Genomic DNA, 23,029 nt, shown 5'->3' with positions numbered 1-23,029 from the left:
ACATGGCTGAACCATCAATGCCAGATTTGCGTGATCTGGATTCCGCACAGGTGAAAAAGCTCCTGTCGCTGGCGAGAGACCGCGGTCGAACTGCCGGCAAGAATGCAATCTCCTCGATTCCGGCGGTGCCGCGCGGCCGGCCGCTGGAATTGTCTTTTGCACAGCAGCGGCTTTGGTTGCTGGCGCAGGTCGATGGCGCCAACGCCAACTATCACATTCGCGGCGCTTTGCGCCTCGCGGGTGATCTCGACGTCGATGCATGGCGTCGCAGCCTTGACCGGTTGTTTGCGCGTCACGAAGCGCTGCGCAGTGTCTTCCGCGTGGTCGAAGGAAAGCCTTGCGTTGAATCGCTGCCGGCCGATGCGCACCTGCCGGTGCTCGAACATGATTTGCGGCAAAGCCTGAATGCCGAACAGGAACTCGCGCGCTTGTGCCGCGAGGAGGTCGATACGCCGTTTGATCTCGCCGCAGGACCATTGATCCGCGGACGCCTGATACGGACAGCGGAGAAGAAGTATCTGTTCCTGCTCACCCAGCATCACATCATATCTGACGGCTGGTCGATGGGCGTGCTCGTGCGCGAACTGGGCGCGCTTTACCGAGCCTTCACGGCAGGCCAAAATGATCCGTTGCCGCCGCTGGCAATTCAGTATCCGGACTACGCTGCCTGGCAACGGCAGTGGCTGACGGGCGAGCGATTGCAGCGGCAGGTCGACTATTGGCGGCAGGCGCTCGCGGGCGCTGCCGCGGTGCTCGAATTGCCGACAGACCGGCCCCGCCCGCCGGTCAGGTCTCTCGCCGGCGCGTCATTGCCGATCGAGATCGACGCCGAGCTTGCGCATCGCATCAGGATATTCAGCCAGTCGCACCGCGCGACGGCATTCATGACGGTGCTGGCGGCCTGGGCGGCGGTGTTGTCAAAACTTTCCGGGCAGACCGATCTCGTGATCGGCACGCCGACGGCAAACCGCAACAGGCGCGAAATCGAGGGCCTGGTCGGCTTCTTCGTCAACATGCTGGCGCTCCGCGTCGATTTATCGGGAGAGCCTGATGTGGCGGAGTTGCTCAGCCGCGTGCGCGCTGCGGCGCTCGAAGCTCAGGATCATCAGGATCTGCCGTTCGAGCAACTCGTCGAGATCATTCAACCGCCGCGGCGGCTAGAGCATACGCCGGTCTTTCAGGTCGTGTTCGCCTGGCAGAACAACGAGGCGGCAATCGTTGAGCTACCAGGCCTCAAGGCCGAGATAGCCGATATTCCGCTGCAGCAGGTCAAGTTTGATCTCGAGCTCAATCTGGGGGAGGCGGATGGCCGAATCGTCGGCGCCTTGAACTATGCAACGGCACTGTTCGACGAAGCGACGATCAAGCGTTACCGAGACTATCTGCTCGTCTTGCTGCGGGTCATGGTCATCGACGCGGATCAAATCGTCGATCAAATCGATGTTGTCGGCCAAGAGGAACGCAAGCTCGTTCTGGATACATGGAACGAAACGGCTGCGCCGTTCCCATCGGAGCGCTGCATCCACGAACTGTTCGCAGAGCAAGTCCGAACCGCCCCCGAAGCCACAGCGCTGGTTCACGAGGACGTTCGTCTGAGCTATGGCGAACTTGATGCGAAGACCAATCGGCTCGCGCGGCACCTGATCGCTTTGGGCGTCGGTCCAGATCAGCCGGTCGCGATCTGCCTGGAGCGCGGCATCGCCATGGTCGTCAGCCTGCTGGCCGTGCTGAAGGCGGGCGGCGCCTATCTGCCGCTGGATCCGGCCTATCCGGCGGAGCGGCTGCGGCAGATCGTCGAGGATGCAAGCCCGGGATTGTTGATCGTTGACGATGCCGGACGCGCAATCTTCGCGGATGCGGCCTGCAAGGTTGTCGATCTGGAGGCGAGCGCATCGGCCGTCGCCAGTCTGGCGGCATCAGATCCAGGCGACCGTGTCACGGGACTTACGTCACGGCATCTCGCCTACATCATCTACACGTCCGGCTCGACCGGGCGGCCAAAGGGGGTGATGGTCGAGCATCGCGGCCTGGTAAATCTGGCGCTGGCGCAGCGAGCGCTGTTTGACGTTTCCCGGCGCAGCCGCATCGTGCAGTTTGCCTCGTTCAGCTTCGACGCCAGCACCTGGGAAATTGTCATGGCGCTGTGCTCGGGGGCCGAGCTGTTTCTCGTCGGTCCGCGGCAGCACCGCAATACGTCGGAACTGCTCGATTTTCTCTCGGACAACGCCATTACGCACGCGACCTTGCCGCCGGCCATGCTGCAGGGGCGCGATGATCTCGGCAGGCTGGCGTCGCTGCGGGTGCTCGTCCTCGCCGGCGAAATGCCCAAGGCGGAATTGATCAGGGGTGTGCCGCCTGGCGTCGCCGTCTTCAATGGCTACGGGCCGACGGAAACAACGGTCTGCGCTACCAGTTGGTTGCGCCCGGCGGGCTTCGATGGCGACGTCGTCCCGATCGGTCGCCCGCTTCCCAATACGCGAATCTATCTGCTGGACAGGTTCGCTGCGCCCGTTCCGCTCGGGGCGACCGGCGAAATCTACATCGGTGGGGCAGGGGTCGCTCGCGGCTATCTCAGTCGCGCCGATCTGACGGCGGAGCGCTTTGTGCGCGATCCCTTCAGTAGCGATACTGGCGCGCGGATGTATCGCAGCGGCGATCTCGGACGTTACCTGCCGGATGGCAACATCGCGTTCCTCGGCCGCAACGATCATCAGGTAAAAATCCGCGGCTTCCGCATTGAATTGGGCGAGATCGAGTTTCGCCTTAATGAGCACACCGGCGTGACCGACGCGGTGGTGCTGGTCCGTCAGGATCACAGCGGTGATCCGCGCCTGGTCGCCTATGTGGCCGCGAAGGACGATGGCCTGAAGCTCGATGCCGGTGAATTTGCGGCTGTGATGCGCAATCACCTCCGCGCGTGCCTGCCGGACTACATGGTGCCGTCGGCGTTCGTACGCCTGGATGCACTGCCGCTCACGCCGAACGGCAAGGTCGACCGCAAGGCGCTGCCCGCGCCGGAGGATGATGCCTTTGCAAGGCGCAGTTTCGAGCCGCCGCAGGGGGAGATCGAGGAGGTCGTCGCAAGGATCTGGACCGAGCTGCTCGGCGTCGATCGGATCGGACGCAACGATCACTTCTTTGAGCTGGGAGGCCACTCGCTGCTCGCGGTCCGCATGCTGGAACGCTTGCAGCGGCATTCGCTGAGCGCCGATGTGCGCGTGCTGTTCGCCAATCCCGTGCTCGCCGATTTCGCCGCCAGCCTCAGTGGCGGCGTCGGCGCGGCTGTTCCGGCCAATCTGATCACGCCGCAGACGACGGCGATTACGCCTGAGCTGCTGCCGTTGATCGCGTTGAAGCAATCCGACATCGACAGCATCGTGGCCAACGTGCCCGGCGGCATCGCCAACATCCAGGACATCTACGGCCTGTCACCGCTACAGGATGGCATCCTGTTTCACCATCTGCTGTCGAAGCAGGGCGACCCGTATCTGCTGGTCGGCCAGATGGCGTTCGCAAGCCGCGACCTGATCGACCGTTATCTCGCCGCCGTTCAGCAGGTCATCGACCGGCACGATATTCTCCGCACGTCCATTGCATGGGAGGGGCTATCAGCTCCGGCGCAGGTGGTTTGGCGGCGAGCTTCTGTAGTCATCACCGAGGTCGTGCTGGACCGCGAGAGCCCGGCGCATGAGCAGCTTGCGCGGCGTTTCGATCCGCGCCGCCATCGGATCGATCTTGGCAAGGCGCCGCTGCTGCGATTTGCGGTCGCGCGCGATCCCGGCGAGGAGCGCTGGCTGCTTTTGGTGTTGCTGCATCATATGATCGGCGATCACTCCACTCTGGAAGTGATGCACGAGGAAGTGCAGCAAATATTGTCCGGACGCGGTCATGAGCTTCCGGCTCCCTATCCGTTCCGGAATCTGGTGGCGCAGTCGCGTGGATTGGCAGCTATTGCGGAGCACGCGCGCTTCTTCCGAAGCATGCTGTCTGATATCGATGAGCCGACCACGCCGTTTGGACTGGATCGCGTGCATGGCGACGGTGGCGGCGTGGCGGAAGCGCGGCGAACGCTTCCGGAGCAGCTCAATGCACGGCTCCGCGCTCTGGCACGGCGGCTGGGGGTTAGCCTTGCCAGCCTCTGCCATCTCGCATGGGGTCAGGTAGTGGCGCGAAGCAGCGCGCGTGAGCACGTCGTGTTCGGCACGGTTCTGTTCGGCCGAATGCATGCGGGCGCCGGCGGCGACCGCACCATGGGGCTGTTCATCAATACATTGCCGCTGCGGCTTGATCTCGATAACACCGCGGTTGAAGACAGCGTTCGTCATGCTCACGCAAGGTTGGCCGAGCTGATGGCACATGAACATGCCTCGCTGGCGCTCGCGCAGCGATGCAGCGGTGTCGCCGCGCCCGCGCCCCTGTTCAGTTCGATCCTGAATTACCGGCACAACGCCATCCCGGAGGCTTCGTCCACGGGGCAGGGCGGCGCAGGCCTGAAGGGCATCGAGTGGCTCGGCGGCGAAGAGCGTACGAACTATCCCTTGATGATGGCGGTCGAGGATTATGGTCATGCGCTCGGCTTGACCGCTCAAGTCGTCCATCCGCTCTCGGCCGATCGCATCTGCGCCTTGATGCAGCAGGCGCTCGATCAGATGGCGGAGGTGCTGGAGCGCGCGCCTCGCTCTCCGGTGCGGCAACTGGATGTTCTGCCTGACGAAGAGCGTCAGCTTTTGCTGGAGACGTGGAATCGGACGCAGGCACAATATCCACGGGACCGCTCGTTTATCGAACAGTTCGAGGCGCAGGTCGATCAATCTCCTGATGCGGTGGCCCTGGTGTTTGGCGATAAGGAGCTGAGTTATCGCGCGTTGAACGTGCGCGCCAATCGGCTGGCGCGGCGGCTGCGCGATCGCGGCGTCGGAACCGACGCGGTGGTGGGGCTGGCACTGGAGCGCGGCGTCGAGATCATGGTCGCGCTGCTCGCGGTATTGAAGGCGGGCGGGGCCTATCTGCCGCTCGATCCGGATTACCCGGCGGAGCGGCTGGCGCACATGCTGCGCGACAGCGGCGCGGCGCTGGTGCTGACGCAGCGGGCGCTGCTGGAACAGTTTGCGCTCGTGCTGAGGGAGACCGGCGCCGAGGCGTGGCTGCTCGATGCGAATGACAGCGGCGGGGGCGGTGACGGCGGCAATCTTGATGTCGTGGTCCACCCCGAAAGCCTGGCTTATGTGATCTACACCTCCGGCTCGACCGGCCTGCCCAAGGGCGTGATGGCCTGCCACGACGCCGTGACAAACTTTCTGGCGACCATGGCGGAGCGGCCGGGCCTTACGCGCGAGGATCGCGTGCTTGGCCTGACCTCGCTGTCGTTCGACATCGCGGTGCTGGAACTGTGGCTACCGCTGACGCGCGGGGCATGCGTGGTGCTGGCCGATCGCGCCGCCGCGCATGATCCCTCGCGCCTCAAGGCGATAGTGGCGAAGCACGGCGTCACGATGATCCAGGCGACGCCGTCGACCTGGCGGATGCTGCTTGATCATGACGGCCCATCATTACCTGCAAGCTGCCGCGTGCTGTGCGGCGGCGAGGCCTTGCCGCCGGATCTGGCGCGGCGGCTGGTGGCGCAGGCCGGCGAGGTCTGGAACCTGTACGGCCCGACCGAGACCACGGTGTGGTCGGCCCGCCACCGCCTCGATGCCAAGGACGATCGTCCGGTGCTGGGCGGCCCGATCGGCAACACCACGTTGCATATCCTCGACAACGACCTCAACCTGGCGCCGGTTGGCGTTGCGGGCGAGCTCTATATCGGCGGCGCGGGCCTGGCGCGCGGCTACTGGCAGCGCGGCGCGCTGACCGCGGAGCGCTTCATCCCCGATCCGTTCGGCCCGCCAGGCGCGCGGCTCTACCGCACCGGCGACGTGGCGCGGTGGCGCGCCGACGGCGTGATCGAATATATCGGCCGCGCCGACCACCAGGTGAAGATCCGCGGTTTTCGGATCGAGCTCGGCGAGATCGAGGCGCGGCTGTTGGCGCAGGCTGGCGTGCGGTCGGCGGTGGTGGTGGCGCGCGAGGTCGGCGCTGCCCGCCAGCTCGTTGGCTATGTCAGCGGTGAAATGTCGCTGGACGGGACAGCTCTCAAGACCGCGCTGTCGTCGCTGCTGCCGGACTACATGGTGCCGGCGCGGATCGTGGTGCTGGACCGGCTGCCGCTGACGCCGAACGGCAAGATCGACCGCAAGGCGCTGCCCGCCCCGGACCAGCTCGCGACATCAACCGAGCGCGTGGCACCGCGCACGCCGGCCGAAGTGGCGCTCGCCGCGATCTGGGCCGATCTGCTGCGCCAGCCCAATGTCGGCGTCACCGACAATTTCTTCGAGCTCGGCGGCGACTCTCTCACCGCCGTCCAGCTCGTCAGCCGCATCAAGCGCGATCTCGGTCACGACCTGCCGCTGAACCGCCTGTTTGAAATGACGACCATCGAGACGATGGCTGCTGCGCTTGCCCCGGAGATTCAGGTCGACAAGCGCAGCGACGACATCGCCGCGATGCTCGACATGTTGAAGGAAGTCGAACTTTCCGATGAGTGATATCGCCGCCACGCAGAAGCAGCAGCTTCGTGACATCTCACGACGCTTGATGCGCCTTGATGCCAGCAAGCAACAAGCGTTCCTGACGCAGCTCGCGGCGAAGGGCGTCAATCTCGCCATGCTGCCGATTGCGCGCCAGGAGCAAACGCGGGCACCGCTTTCCTTTGCGCAGTCGCGCCTCTGGTTCTTGTGGCGGATGGATCCGGATAGTGCCGCCTACAACATATCGGCGACGGTACGGGTGCGAGGGCAGCTCCAGCGGCAGGCCCTGCAGCAGGCCTTCGATGCGCTGGTCGCCCGTCACAGCGCGCTTCGTACGGTGTTCCGGCAGCAGGGCAAGGAAGCCGAGCAGGTCGTGCTCGACCCGCAACCGTTCGCGTTGCGGCATGTATCGCTCGATGGCGATGACAGCGAGCAACAGGCGTATCTGCTGGCGCGGCAGGAAGGATCGCTGCCGTTCGATCTCGAAGCCGGCCCGCTGATGCGCGCCGCGCTGCTGAGGCTGGAACAAGACGACCATCTCCTTGTCGTCAGCCTGCATCACATCGTGGCCGATGGCTGGTCGATGGGCGTGCTGGTCGACGAGTTCTGGCGCTTGTACGCGGCATTCGCAGGCGGCGAGGCGCCGGCTTTGCCGGAGCCTGATATTGAATATGTCGACTATGCCTGTTGGCAGCGGCTCTGGATGAGCGCCGTCGATGGCGAGCGCCAGGTCAATTACTGGACGGCGCGCTTAAAGGATCCGGCGGTGCTGCAGCTTCCAATCGATCGGGCGCGGCCGGCGGTTCCCGATCTCGCCGGCGCCGCGCTCCGCATGGCGCTCGATCCGGCGCTCGCCGAGGGCTTGCGCGCGGTGGCGCGCCGGCATCAGACCACGCTGTTCGTCGTCCTGCTGGCGAGCTTCAAACTGCTGCTCTATCGCTACACCGGCCAGTCCGACATCAGCGTCGGCGTGCCGGTCGCCAATCGCCACCGCGACGAGACGCATGGCGTGATCGGGCTGTTCGTCAACACCCAGGTGCTACGCACGCAGCTCGATGGTCGCGCGACGATCGCTGACTTCATCGCATCCGTTCATTCGGCCACGATCGAAGCCCAGGAGAACCAGGACCTTCCGTTCGAGCGGTTGCTGGAAATCCTGCAACCCAAGCGCAGCCTGAGCCAGAACCCACTCTTTCAGGTGCTCTACAATCATCAGCGTCGGCGCGTGTCGGACAATCCGCCCGACCGCACCGGTCTGCAGATCGAGAAGATCGACGCCGAAGTCGACACGGTCAAGTTCGACCTGGCGCTCGACAGCGAAGAGGGACCGGCAGGGGAGATCCGCGCGATCTTTACCTATGCGACCGCGCTATTCGAGCCGGCGACGATCGAACGCCTTGCGTCGTATTGGATCACGATCCTGAACACGATGGTTCAGGACGGCGCGCAGTCGGTCGCCGGCATGGCGCTGCTTTCCGCGCAGGAACTGGCCACGCTGCGCAAGTGGAACGGCGCGGGAGCCGGGATGGACGCGCCGTTTACGCCGGTGCATCAAACGGTCGCGCGGCTGGCCGCGGAAACGCCCGACGCGCCGGCGCTCATCTTTGGCGACGACGTGATCTCTTATGCTGAGCTCAACCGTCGCGCCAATCGGCTCGCGCATCGCCTGATCCGCCTGGGCGTCAGTCCTGCCGATCTGGTCGGCATCTCGGCACGGCGGTCGCCGTCGCTTGTTGCAGCCTTGCTGGCTATATTGAAGATCGGCGCGGCCTATCTGCCGCTCGATCCCGAGCATCCGGCAAAGCGACAGGTCGGAACCATGCACGACGCCGGCGTGCGCTTCGTGCTGGTTGACGCCGAAGGTTCGGCACTCGCTGCGCTTCCATCAGGGATCGCGGCTGTCCCGCTCGACGCAAGCGATCTCGGCCGGGAGCCGGAGAACGATCCTAGCATTGCCGTCGAAGCAACAAGCCTTGCCTATGTCATCTACACCTCGGGCTCCACCGGCATCCCGAAGGGAGTAGCCGTCGAGCATGGGCCGTTTGCGATGCATTGCGAGGTGACCGCCGGGCTCTACGACATGGACCGGCACTCGCGCGAACTGCACTTCCTGTCCTTTACGTTCGACGGCGCCCATGAGCGGCTCTGGACCGCGCTGACTTGCGGCGCGGCGCTCGTGATGCGCGACGAGAATCTGTGGTCGACCGAACAGACGCTCGACGTTCTGCGCGAGCAGCGCGTTACCAATGCGGGCTTTCCGCCGGCCTATTTGCAGCAGCTCGCCGACTTTGCGGCGTGGCGCGGCGATCCGCCGCCGGTCGGGCTTTACTCGTTCGGCGGCGAGGCCATGCCGAAGGCAGGCTTCGACAAGGTCAAGCGCGCGCTCAAGCCGCGGACATTGATCAACGGCTACGGCCCGACTGAAACCGTCGTGACGCCGCTGGTCTGGAAGGTCGATGCCAGCGAAGAGATCGAGGGCAACTATGCGCCCATCGGCCGTCCCGTGGGACGCCGCTCGGCTTATATTCTGGATGGGGACCTGAACATCGTGCCGGTTGGCGTAACCGGCGAATTGTTCATCGGCGGCGAGGGACTGGCGCGAGGTTATTGGCGGCGCGCCGGATTGACGGCCGAGAGATTCGTCCCCGATCCCTTTGATGCGTCCGGCGCGCGGCTGTATCGCACCGGCGATTTGGCGAGATGGCGCCCCGATGGCGTGATCGAGTATGTCGGGCGCTCCGATCACCAGGTGAAAATCCGCGGGTTCCGGATCGAGCTCGGCGAGATCGAGGCGTGGCTGATGCGCCAGCCGGGCGTGCGATCGGCGGTGGTCGTCGCGCGCGAAGCCGGCGTAACCAGCCAACTGGTCGGCTATGTCGCCGGCGAGGGCGCGTTCGACGAAGCAGCAATGCGCGCGGCCCTTTCGGACGAACTACCCGATTACATGGTGCCGGCCCGTATCGTGAAGCTTGAGCGGCTGCCGCTCACCGCGCACGGCAAGGTGGACCGCGAAGCGCTGCCGGCGCCCGAGATGCCCTCTGCAACGGCCGCACATGTCGCGCCGCGCACCGCGACCGAGGCGACACTTGCCGCGATCTGGGCCGAGCTGCTCGGCCAGCCGCTCATTGGGGTTGACGACAATTTCTTCGAGCTCGGCGGCGATTCCATCATCTCGCTGCAACTGGTCGGCCGCGCCCGGCAGGCGGGCCTCGTGATCGAACCGCGTGACGTTTTCCGGCACCAGACCTTGCAGGAGCTGGCGCGGGCCGCGCGCATTGAACGGTCGGTGGAAGCGGCGGCTCCCGAGAGAGACCTCGAGGGCAGCGAACATCTGCTGTTGCCGATCCAGGTGCGATTCTTCAGCGAGGATGCCGGCGAGCGTCATCACTGGAATCAGGCCGTCCTGTTGATGCCGAAGGCGCGGCTGGATTGGACGAGCGTTGAGCGCGCGGTCGCCGCCGTTGTCGCGCATCACGATGCGTTGCGTCTTCGTTTTGCGGAGATCGACGGTGTCTGGCGCGCAACCCACGGCGCCGCGCCGGCAGCGTCGGAGTTGTTGTGGATTCGGAGCGGCATCCGCGATGCAGCCGAGGTGACGGCCGTCGCTTCTGCCGCCCAGGTGAGCCTGTCGCTGGCAGGACCGCTGTTGCGCGTGGTCGGCATCGATCTCGCCGACGGTAGCCAGCGGCTTCTCATCGTCGTGCACCATCTCGTCATCGACGGCGTATCATGGCGCGTGCTGCTCGAAGACTTTGCTGCGGCTTACGGGCAGTTTCAGCAAGGCGCAGCGTCGATCGCGCTGGCGAGGAGCCAGTCCTATGCATCCTGGGGCGTGCGCTTGCAGGCACATAGCGGCACAGATGAGCTGTCTGCCGAGTTGCCCTATTGGCTCGAACGGGGATCGCGCGCCGATCTGCCGTGCGACGACGATCATGATGGTGTCGACCGGGTTGCCGAGGGCGAGGAAATCCTGCTGGCATTCGATGCCGGGTTGACGACGCGGCTGCTCAAGGAAGCGCCGTCCGCCTACCGGACTCAGGTCAACGATCTGCTGCTGGCGACACTGGCGCGGGCGGTATCGCGCTGGAGTGGAATTGAGGACGTTGCCGTCGAGCTCGAAGGGCACGGCCGCGAGGACATCTTCTCCGGGGTGGATATTTCCCGCACAGTCGGCTGGTTCACGACCGCTTTCCCGGTGCGCTTGCCGGGCGGCTCCGGCGATGATGCCTCCCTGATCAAATCCGTCAAAGAGGAGCTTCGGGCGATTCCCGCCCGCGGGTTAGGCTTCGGCGTATTGCGCTATCTCGGCACCGAGGCGCAGCGCCATGCGCTTGCCGCGCTGCCCGAGCCGCGCATCGTTTTCAACTATCTCGGCCAGTTCGATTCCAGCGTGGGTGAGGGCACACCGTTCAGGATCGCTCCTGAGAGCGCCGGGCCGTCGCGCAGCGACAGCGCGCCGCTTGGCCGCTGGCTGAGCATCAACGGCCAGGTGCGGGAAGGCCAGCTACGGCTGTCGTTCAGCTACGGCCGCAGGCGTTACGGGCGAGCCACGATCGAACGCCTCGCGGAGCATTATGCCGCGGCGCTGAGAGAACTCGTCGACCATTGCACAAGTGGCGCCCACGGCATCACGCCATCGGACTTCGCATTGTCGAATTTGAGCCAAGCCGATCTCGATCTCCTGGGCGCGACGATCGATTGCCGCGATATCGAAGACGTCTATCCGCTGTCGCCGATGCAGCAGGGCATGCTTTTCCATGCGCTGCGCGACGGAGAAAGTGGCAATTACGTCAACCAGGTAGGTCTCGAGGTGCGAGGTCTCGATGCCGGCAGGTTGCGTGCAGCCTGGCACGAGGTGGGCGCGCGTCATGCGGTGCTGCGAACCGGCTTTGCCTGGCGCGAGCTGTCAGGCGCGGCACAGCAGGTGGTATATCGCCATGTGACGCTGCCATTCGTGGAAGAAGACTGGCGCGAGCAGGCCGCAGCCATGGACTGCGGCGAACTCGATGCGGCGCTGGCGAAGGCGTCGCAGGCCGAGCGCGCTAGGGGATTCGACCTGTCGCAGGCGCCGTTGCAGCGCGTGCGCCTGATCCGGCTTGACGAAAGCCGTCACTGGCTGATCTGGACGCATCATCATATCCTGCTGGACGGCTGGAGTTCGGCGCGGCTGGTGGCCGAGATACTGCAACATGAACGCGGCGATCGTTTACCTGCCGTGCAGGGCCGCTACCGCGACTACATCGCCTGGCTGCAACGGCAGGACCGCGACGCGTCCGGGACGTTCTGGCGCACGGCATTGGCGGAACTGGATGAGCCGGGTTTCCTGGCGGATACGCTGGGAGGACCTGCATCCACTGGCGCGTCCGGCCATGGTTCGCTCGACCTGCTTCTCACTGCCGATCTGACGGCAAAGCTGCACGCATTTTCAAAGCGCGAGCGCGTTACGCTGAACACCCTGTTGCAGGGCGCATGGGCGCAATTGTTGCGCCGTCATACCGGCCAGCGCGTGGTCTGCTTCGGTGCGACGGTATCGGGCAGGCCGGCAGAGATCGGCGGGTCCGAGGACATGGTGGGCCTGTTCATCAACACCCTGCCGGTTGTGGATCGGGCAAAGCCGCAAACTGATTTGGGTACGTGGCTGCGGGATCTGCAGGAACGCAACATCGATTTGCGCGATCACGGCTGGATGCCGCTCTACGAGATCCAGCGCCTCGCCGGACGATCCGGTCGGCCATTGTTCGACAATATCCTGGTGTTCGAGAACTATCCGATCGACCAGGCCTTGCGCGGCGAGAACGAAAGCGGTCGCCGCTTCGGGCGGGTCGAGCAGGTCTCGATTACCAACTATGCGCTCACGGTGGCGGTATTCGCCAAGACCGACGGCATCAATCTCGGCTTCCGCTACGACCGAGCCCGATTCGATGAAGGCCAGGTCAGATATCTGCAGCTCACGCTGTCGCGGCTCCTTGCCGAGATCGTCGCGGATGCTTCCCGACCGCTGGGTGAGCTCAGCGGGCTCGATGCCGATGAGACGCTGAAGGTGCTTGGCTGGAGCGGTGGCTTTGCCAGGGTTCCGAATGTTGGCGACAGTATCGTCGCTCAGATCGAGGCTCGTGCGGCAGCTTCGCCATCCGCTGTTGCGTTGGTATTTGGCGACCAGCAGGTCAGCTATGAGGATCTGAACGCTCGCGCCAATCGCCTGGCGCGACGGTTGCAAGCCCATGGCATCAGCCGCGACCGGTTGGTCGGGCTCGCACTGGTGCGCAGCGTCGAGCTGATCGTCGGTGTTCTCGCCGTGCTGAAAGCCGGCGGAGCCTATCTGCCGCTCGATCCCGATTATCCGCCGGACCGTCTTCTGCATATGCTGCGCGACAGCGGAGCTGCGCTGGTGCTGACGCAAGGCCGGTTAGCGGAGCGCCTTGCGCCGGTGATCGCGGACGCTGCCGTCGAGGCCTGGCTTATCAATGAAGAGACGGGGGGGCCGATCGGAGAGCCGGTCCGCAATCTCGACGTAGCGGTCCATGCCGACAGCCTGGCCTATGTGATGTACACGTCGGGATCGACCGGCATCCCCAAGGGCGTCGCGTGCTCGCACGGTGCGCTGGCCGCGCGGCTTGGCTGGATGCAGGCGGAGTATCGCCTCGATGCCGGCGAGACGTTGCTGCAGAAGACGCCGTTCAGCTTCGACGTCTCGGTCTGGGAGATCCTGTGGCCGCTCGCGACCGGCGCACGGCTTGCGATCGCAGCGCCGGGAGCGCATCGGGAGCCGCGGCTGCTGGTCGATGCCATCGTCGCTCACGACGTGACGACGTTGCATTTCGTGCCGCAGATGCTCGAGCATTTTGTTGCCGAGCCCGAAGCGAAACGCTGCGTCACCCTGAGGCGGCTGTTTGCCGGCGGCGAAGCCTTGTCGTCAGAGTTGAAGGCGCGTGTGCTCGCAGCCTTCCCCAATTTGCGTTTCGATAATCGCTACGGTCCGACCGAAGCCTTGATCAATGCCACGTTCTGGAACTGTCGTGACGATGGCGCGGCGCGGGTGCCGATCGGACGGCCGATCCCGGGTACGGTCATTCGTATCCTCGATACCGACCTGAACATGGTGCCGGCCGGCGTGACCGGTGAATTGTTCATTGGTGGAGCAGGGCTGGCGCGGGGCTACTGGCGACGCCAGGCGCTGACGGCGGAACACTTCCTTCCCGATCCCTTCGGCCGCCCTGGCGCGCGGCTATATCGAACAGGTGATTTGGCGCGTTGGCGCGCCGACGGCGCGATCGAGTATATCGGGCGGTCCGATCACCAGATCAAGATCCGCGGATTCCGCATCGAGCTTGGTGAGATCGAGGCACGGCTGCTCGAGCAGCCTGGTGTCCGCGCCGCGGTGGTGGTGGCGCGCGAGGTCGGATTAGGCCGCCAGCTCGTCGGATACGTCAGTGGCGCGAGTGAGCTGGAGGAACAGGTTTTGCGGACGGCGCTGTCGGCCGTTCTGCCTGATTACATGGTGCCATCGCGGATTGTGGTGCTGGAGCGGCTGCCGCTGGCGCCGAACGGCAAGATCGACCGCCAGGCGCTCCCGGCGCCCGACGTTGAGTCCACGGGTGCGCAGTACGAGGCGCCGCGCACGCCGGCCGAACTGGCGCTCGCGGCGATCTGGGCCGAACTGCTCGGCCGTCCTGCTGTGGGCCTTGCCGACAATTTCTTCGAGCTCGGCGGCGATTCGATCATCTCGCTGCAGATGGTGAGCCGGGCCCGCCGCGCCGGTTACCTGATCGAACCGCGCGATGTGTTTCAGCATCAGACGCTCGAAGCGCTGGCGCTCGCCGCACGTGCCGAGCAGCGCAGCGAGGCGCTCGCCGATCAGGGGCAGGTCATTGGCCCGCACACATTGCTGCCGATCCAGGCGCGGTTCTTTGCAGAGGACGCAGGAAAGCGCGATCACTGGAACCAGGCGGTGCTGTTGCGGCCGAGGGATCGTCTGGATTGGGAAATGATGCGGCGCGCGATGGCGGCCGTGATCGATCATCACGACGCGCTGCGGCTTCGCTTCGAGGAAGCCGAAGGAACGTGGCGCGCGGCGCATGGTGCCGCACCCGCCGCCGGCGATTTACTTTGGATACGAAGCGCAGCCGACGGGGAAGCCGTGACGGCGTTGGCATCCTCGGCGCAGGCAAGTCTTTCGATATCGAGGGGACCGCTGCTGCGGGCGGTCGGGATCGACGTCGCCGATGGCACTCAGCGTCTGCTGATCGTGATCCATCATCTGGTGGTCGACGGCGTGTCGTGGCGGATTCTGCTGGAAGACGTCGCCGCCGCCTATGCCCAGCTGGTGAACGTCGGCGCGGTGGTTGCGCTTCCGGCGAAGAGCCACGCCTATGCCGTGTGGGGCAAGCGGCTGCAGGATCATGCAGCATCGCCCGAACTGGCGACTGAACTGTCCTATTGGATCGATCGCCGTGCGGATGCGGATATTCTCTGCGATGACGACCATGGCGGCACCGACTATGTCGCCGATGCCGATGAAGTCTTGCTCACGTTCGAGCGGGAATTGACGCAGCGCCTGCTGACGGACACGCCGTCCGCCTATCGTACGCGGATCAACGATCTTCTTCTCGCAGGCCTTGCACGTGCTGTCCGGCAATGGAGCGGACAGGACGATGTACTGGTCGAGCTGGAAGGCCACGGCCGCGAGGACCTGTTCGGCGATCTCGATATCTCGCGCACCGTCGGCTGGTTCACCACCGCGTTTCCCGTGCGGCTGGCTGGCGGGTCACAGGACCCCTCGTCACTCATCAAGACCGTGAAGGAGGAACTTCGCGGCATTCCCGGCCGGGGACTCGGTTATGGCGTATTGCGCTATCTCGGCTCCGAAGAGCAGCGCGCGGCGCTGGCTGACATTGCCGAGCCGAAGCTTGCCTTCAACTATCTCGGCCAGATCGACGGCGGCGTTGAAGACGCGGCATTGTTCGCCATGGCATCGGAGAGCGCGGGCCCCTCGCGTGACGCATCGAGCCCGTTGCGGCGCTGGCTCAGCGTGAACGGCACCGTGCGCGAAGGCCAGTTGCGGCTTTCGTTCGGCTTCGGTCGCAAGCGCTATCGGCGCGAGACGATCGAGCGACTGGCTGGGCTGTACGAAGCGGCGCTGCGCGAACTGGTCGATCACTGCACCAGCGGCGCCTGCGGCGTGACGCCGTCGGACGTGGCACTGTCAGGACTTGGCCAGGCCGATCTCGACAGGCTGGAGTTGGATTGGCGAGAGATCGAGGACATCTATCCGTTGTCGCCGATGCAGCAGGGCATGCTGTTCCATGCCATGCACGACGGCGAGAGTGGGCTTTACGTCAATCAGGTCGCTGCGGAAGTGCGCGGCCTCGATGCCGGAAAGCTCCATCGCGCCTGGCAGGCGGTCAGCGATCGCCATGCGGTGCTGAGAACGGGCTTCGTCTGGCGCGACCTGGCAGGCTCGCCGCAACAGATCGTCTATCGTCGGGCTGAGGTGCCGTTCGTCGAGGAGGACTGGCGCGCGCGAGCCGCGGCGTCCGAGCCGTCCCAGTTGGAGGCTGCGCTGGGCGAAGTTTCGCTGCGTGAACGGGTCGAAGGGTTCGACCTGTCGAAGCCGCCCCTGCAGCGGGTGCGGTTGATCCGGCTCGGAGAAAATCGTCATTGGCTGATCTGGACGCACCATCACATCCTTCTCGACGGATGGAGCTCGGCGCGGCTGATCGCCGAGGTGATGCAGCACAATGGCGACGGCCGGCTGCCTGCATTGCAGCGTCGCTATCGCGACTACATCGGTTGGCTGCAGAGCCGGGACGGCGATGCATCGGCGGTGTTCTGGCGCAATGCCATGGCAAAGCTGGAAGAACCGAGCTTTCTGGCAGGCGGTTCGACCGAACATGCCGACGCGGAGTCGCCCGGCCCCGGTCACGGCATGCTCGCGCTGGAGCTGGATGTTGCGGCGACTGAACGTCTGCAGCAATTTGCTGCGCGCGAGCGTGTGACGCTGAACACGCTGGTGCAGGCGGCTTGGGCGCAATTGCTACGGCAATATACGGGGCAGGGAACGGTTTGCTTCGGCGTCACCGTATCAGGCAGGCCGCCGGAACTGGCCGGCGCAGAGGATATGGTGGGCCTGTTCATCAACACCTTGCCTGTTATCGACGATGTCGGTCCGCAGCAGAAAGTCGGCGCATGGCTGCGTCACTTACAGGATCGCAATCTGACCTTGCGCGAATACGGCTGGACACCGCTCTACGAGATCCAGCGCCTGGCGGGACGTCCCGGGCGGCCGCTGTTCGACAGCATCCTGGTGTTTGAGAATTACCCGGTCGACCACGCGCTGATGGGGAAAGATGGACAGATCCGTGTCGGCGAGACCAGGATCGTCGAGACCAGCAATTATCCGCTGTTCGCCAGCATCGGCCTCGATGACCGGTTGCGGCTGGTCTTCAACTATCAGCGCAGGCATTTTGATGAGGCGCAGATCGCGCGGCTGCAGCGCGCCTTTGTGCGGTTGATGGAGACGCTGAGTATCGATGCCGACCGGCCCGTCGGCATGATCGCGGCCAGCGATCCGGCCGATGATGCGCTGCTCTCCCGGGCGAACGACACGCGCCGCGATGAGCCGCGCCGGGGAATTGTCGAACAGTTCGAGGCGCAGGTCGATCAATCTCCGGACGCTGTTGCGCTGGTGTTTGGCGATAAGGAGCTGAGTTATCGCGCGTTGAACGTGCGCGCCAATCGGCTGGCGCAGCGGCTGCGTGATCGCGGCGTCGGAACCGACGCGGTGGTGGGGCTAGCGCTCGACCGCGGCGTCGAGATGATGGTCGCGCTGCTTGCGGTATTGAAGGCGGGCGGGGCTTATCTGCCGCTCGATCCGGATTACCCGGCGGAGCGGCTGGCGCACATGCTGCGCGACAGCGGCGCCGCGCTGGTGCTGACGCAGCGGATGCTGCTGGAGCAGTTTGCGCCCGCGCTGAAGGAGACTGGCGCCGAGGCGTGGCTGCTCGATGCGAATGACAGCGGCGGGGGCGGTGACGGCGGCAATCTTGATGTCGTCGTTCACCCCGAAAGCCTCGCCTACGTGATCTACACTTCCGGCTCGACCGGCCTGCCCAAGGGCGTGATGGTCCGCCATGATGCGGTGACAAACTTTCTGGCGACCATGGCGGAGCAGCCGGGCGTGACGGCCCAGGATCGCGTGCTCGGCCTGACCTCGCTGTCGTTCGACATCGCGGCGCTGGAACTGTGGCTGCCACTGACGCTCGGGGCATGCGTGGTGCTGGCGGACCGCGCCGCCGCGCATGATCCGTCGCGCCTCAAGTCGATAGTGGTGAAGCACGGCGTCACCCTGATCCAGGCGACGCCCTCGACCTGGCGGATGCTGCTTGACCATGACGGCCCATCACTGCCCGCAAGCTGCCGCGTGCTGTGCGGCGGCGAGGCCTTGCCGCCGGATCTGGCGCGGCGGCTGATGGCGCAGGCCGGCGAGGTCTGGAACCTGTATGGCCCGACCGAGACCACGGTGTGGTCGGCCCGCCACCGCCTCGATGCCAGGGACGATCGTCCGTTTCTGGGCGGCCCGATCGGCAACACCACGTTGCATATCCTCGACAACGACCTCAACCTGGCGCCGGTTGGCGTTGCGGGCGAACTCTATATCGGCGGTGTAGGACTGGCGCGCGGCTACTGGCGACGCGGTGCGCTGACGGCGGAGCGCTTCATCCCCGATCCGTTCGGCGCATCAGGCGCGCGGCTCTACCGCACCGGCGACGTGGCGCGGTGGCGCGCCGACGGCGTGATCGAATATATCGGCCGCGCCGACCACCAGGTGAAGATCCGCGGCTTTCGGATCGAGCTCGGCGAGATCGAGGCGCGGCTGTTGGCGCAGGCTGGCGTGCGCTCGGCAGTGGTGGTGGCGCGCGAGGTCGGCGCTGCCCGCCAGCTCGTTGGCTATGTCAGCGGTGAAACATCGCTGGACGGGACAGCTCTCAAGGCCGCGCTGTCGTCGCTGCTGCCGGACTACATGGTGCCGGCACGGATCGTGGTGCTGGACCGGCTGCCGCTGACGCCGAACGGCAAGATCGACCGCAAGGCGCTGCCCGCGCCGGACCAGCTCGCGACATCAACCGAGCGGGTCGCACCGCGTACGCCGGCCGAAGTGGCGCTCGCCGCGATCTGGGCCGATCTGCTGCGCCAGCCCAATGTCGGCGTCACCGACAACTTCTTCGAGCTCGGCGGGGACTCGATCATCTCGCTGCAGATGGTGAGCCGCGCGCGCCGCGAAGGCGTATCGATCGAGCCGCGCGATGTCTTTCGGCACCAGACGATCGAAGCATTGGCCGCGTTGTCCCGCGACGTCAGCCCGAACAATGACACTCCGGCATCGGCGCGCGGCTCACTTTCGGGTTTGACCAGCGAACAGCTCGATCGGCTCGATCTCGACCGGAGCCGCATCGAGGACATCTACCCGCTGTCGCCGATGCAGCAGGGCATGCTGTTCCACAGCCTGCGCGATGCCGGCAGCGGCGTCTACGTCAACCAGGTCAGCGTTGAAATCCGCGGACTTGATGCGGAGCGTCTCGACACAGCATGCCGCGAGGTGACCACACGCCATCAGATGCTCCGGACCGGATTCCTGTGGCGCGAGCTTGCCGGATCTCCGTTGCAAGCCGTCTATCGCGACGCCGTCGCGCCGTTCGAACAGGAGGACTGGCGCGGGCAAACCATCAATGAGGACCGGATTGCGGCGGCGCTTGCCGGCGAACGCGCCGCCGAGTTCGATTTATCGATGCCGCCGCTGCAGCGCGTGCGGCTGTTGCGCCTTGAGGACGATCTCTATCGGCTGATCTGGACCTATCATCACATCCTGATGGATGGGTGGAGTTCGGCAAGGTTCGTCGGGGAAGTCCTGGAATGCTATTATGGCGGCGCGCCTGCGGCGAACCCGACGCGTTACCGCGACTACATTGCCTGGCTGCTGGCGCAGGACGCCAAGGCTGCCGAAGCTTTCTGGCGTGAGCAACTCAAATCCTTCGAAGAGCCGACGCAACTGGCCGATGCCTTCGGCTCGCGCCGCCATGATGCATCCGGTCACGAGCGCTGCTACACGCGGCTTGGAGAGACGGCGACCGCGGAGCTGAAAGCGTTCGCGCGGCGTGAGCGGATCACGCTCAATACCGTCGTTCAAGGCATCTGGGCGTTGCTGCTGCAACGCTACACCGGCCAGCAGACCGTGACGTTCGGCGTTACGGTTGCCGGCCGGCCGGCCAGTCTTGACGGATCGCAGCAGATGCTCGGGCTCTTCATCAACACGCTGCCCGTGATCGAAACGCCGCCGTCCGCCAGCACGGTAGGAGAATGGCTACGCGCTCTTCAGGATCGCAATTCGGCGATCCGGGATTACGAGCATACGCCGCTCTACGATATCCAGAGCTGGGCCGGCCGCGCCGGTCAGGCCATGTTCGACAGCATCATCGTGTTCGAAAACTATCCGATCGAGCGCAGCATGCACCGGGGCGACGGCTCGCTGCAGTTCGGCGGCCTCAGGAATGTCGACGTGACGAACTATCCGATGGACCTGTCGGTGCTCGTCGAGGACACGCTTCAGGTCGAGTACACCTATATGCCGAGCCATTTCACCGCGGCACAGGCGGGGCAGATCAAGGCGCAGTTCGAGCGTCTGCTTGAAGTGCTGACGTGCGACGCGTCGGCCTTGCTTGGCAGTATCGATCCGGTCACGGCGGTCGACGCCGCGCTCGCCGAAAACTGCAATCGCCACGCGACGTCGACGGCATCATTGCCGCTGGTTCACGAGTCGATCAGCGCCCATGCGCGGCGTCATCCGGAACGGACGGCGCTTACCGTCGGCGGCAAAACGCTCTCGTTCGGTGCGCTCGACGCCAGGGCCAATCGTCTTGCCCATCACCTGATCGGCCGGGGGCTGAAGCCCGAGCAGCGCGTTGGCGTCGTGGTCGAGCGAACCGAGGCTACGATGGTCGCGCTGCTGGCCGTCCTGAAGGCGGGCGGGGCCTACGTTCCACTCGATCCGGAGATTCCATCCGAGCGGCGCGCCTTTGTCATGCGCGATGCCGGGATCTCGTTCTTGCTAACGGGACAGCTCGATGTCCGGGAAGGCGTGGATGGTGTCGAGAGAGTCTCCCTTGCGACGTTCGATTTCGATGCCGGCCCGGAGCATGCGCCGCAACCGGAGCTGCATCCCGAGAATCTCGCTTATCTGATCTACACGTCCGGTTCGACGGGAACGCCAAAAGGCGTCGCCGTCGCCCATGGGCCGCTCGCGATGCACTGTCATGTCACGGGCCGGCTTTACGAGATCGACGAGAGCTCGTGCGAGTTGCACTTCCTGTCGCTTGCCTTCGATGGTGCCCACGAACGCTGGCTGACGGTCTTGTCGCATGGCGCGCGTCTCTTGATGCGGGACGCCGAATTGTGGACGCCGGAGCAGACGGTTGAGAACCTGCACGCGCATCGTGTCAGCCATATCGGATTGCCGCCGGCCTATCTGCAGCAGATCGCGGAGGCGGTCGAGCAGGCGGGCAATCCGCCGCCGGTCAAGCTCTACTCATTCGGTGGCGAGGCGATGCCGAAAGCTGGCTTCGACAAGGTCAGGCGCGTTCTGAAGCCGCGGATTCTGATTAATGGCTACGGCCCGACCGAGACCGTCGTTACGCCACTGGTCTGGAAGGTCGATGGCGCATCCGAATGCGAGACGCCGTATGCGCCGATAGGGGTGCCGGTCGGCGACCGCCGCGGGTATATCCTCGATAGTTCGCTCAATATCATTCCCGCCGGTGTCGCCGGCGAGCTCTATCTGGGCGGCTTCGGACTAGCGCGGGGCTATTACGGCAAGGCCGGCATGACCGCCGAGCGTTTCGTGCCCGATCCATTCTCCGCGGTGCCGGGGGCGCGGCTATACCGGACCGGTGACCTCGCGCGCTGGCGCGAGGACGGTACCGTCGAATATCTCGGCCGCAGCGACGATCAGGTCAAGGTCAACGGCTTCCGGATCGAGCTTGGCGAGATCCAGACTTCCCTGCTTCGTCACGAGGAGATAGAACAGGCCGCCGTAGTGGCGCTAGCGGGCGCAGCCGGAAACCAACTCGTTGCCTATGTCGCGCCGAAGGCGGCAAAGAACGCAGCGGGAGATGATGCCGAGGCTCTGGTCGAGAGATTGACCTCGTTCCTGAAGCAGACCTTGCCTGTTTATATGGTGCCGGCACGGATCATGGTGCTTGAGCGGCTGCCGGTGTTGTCGAGCGGCAAGGTTGACCGGCGCGCGCTGCCGGCCCCCGACTCGGCTGGGCGAAGCTTCGTGGCTCCGCAAGGGCCGGCCGAAACCGCGATGGCGCGGCTGTGGGCCGACATCCTCAAGCTGCCGCAGGTCGGCGTGACAGATAATTTCTTCGAGCTCGGCGGCAATTCGATTCTCAGCCTGAAGGTCGTGGCCCGGCTGCGGCAGGACAAGACGTTTGGCATCGAGATCAAGCTGCGCGATCTCCTGCAGAAGCCGACGATCCGCGCGCTGCTCGCGGATAACGCTTCCCCGGAGCCCGCCGCTGCGCCGCCGCCGACAGCGCTGCTGCCGCTGAATGCCGCGGTTGATGGCGCGCATCCGGTATTCTCTGTACACGGCGGCTTCGGCACTGTTTTCGATTATGGGCCGCTGGCGCGCCGCCTCGAAGGACGCCGGCAGGTGATCGGGCTGCAGTCCAGGATGCTGGTCGACAGTTCGTGGAGCGATCGGTCGCTCGAAGCGATGGCGGCGGACTATGCGAGCGAGATCAGGCAGGTTCAGCCAAACGGTCCCTATAGTTTGATCGGCTGGTCGCTCGGAGGCCTTCTCGTCACGCTTGTTGCAGCCGAGCTCGAACGGTGCGGTGAACGCGTCGATTGTCTCCTGATGGTTGACAGCTTTGTGCTGCGGCAGCACGGCGGATCAGATCGGCAAGAAACGGCAGCCCACTGGACCGATGATCTCGCGGGATTGCTGTCGGCCGTTCTTCCGCACGCCGCGGCCGTTCGTATCAGCTCGCATGTAGAGGAAGCGGAGGCCGCAGGCATGCCGGAGACATCCGAGAGCGTCCGGCGTCTGGTCGCACAGATATTGGGGGAGGAAGCATCGACGGACGACACACTGCTTGGTGTCGACGACCTGTCAGCAGCCTTCGCAGTCGGCCGGCACCTCAAGTCCCTGACGCAGAATGCCGCGCCGCCGCGCCGTCTTGCGGTCAAGCCATTGTGCTGGTGGACGTCGGGCCGCCTGACGCAGCGCGATCGGCTGGAGACGCAACTGCCTGACGCCATTGACCGCGGCGTTGTCAGAGACAACCACTTCACGATCCTCAAAGATGCCGGCTTGCTCGATGAGATCTGCGGCCTGCTCGTGCCGGAGACGGCATCGGCGGCGTCGCAGGACACGGTGCCGGAACCTGCGGAGTGAATATTCG

Annotated in this window: 2 protein-coding genes; both read left to right on the top strand. The window is 65.0% G+C overall.

The features are described 5' to 3' along the window. The first annotated feature begins 2 nt into the window (after positions 1-2). Complete coding sequence (locus V1290_RS10115) at positions 3-6,584, top strand: amino acid adenylation domain-containing protein (protein ID WP_334364269.1); 6,582 nt, start codon at positions 3-5, stop codon at positions 6,582-6,584. Continuing rightward, positions 6,577-23,022 carry a non-ribosomal peptide synthase/polyketide synthase gene (locus V1290_RS10110; protein WP_334364268.1) on the top strand — a complete coding sequence of 5,482 codons (16,446 nt, stop codon included), beginning with the start codon at positions 6,577-6,579 and terminating at the stop codon, positions 23,020-23,022. Before V1290_RS10115 ends, V1290_RS10110 begins: the two co-directional genes overlap by 8 nt. Positions 23,023-23,029 lie beyond the last annotated feature (7 nt).

This window comes from Bradyrhizobium sp. AZCC 1578, assembly GCF_036924675.1.
Taxonomy (GTDB): Bacteria; Pseudomonadota; Alphaproteobacteria; order Rhizobiales; family Xanthobacteraceae; genus Bradyrhizobium.
This window is presented reverse-complemented; position numbering and strand designations above follow the sequence as displayed.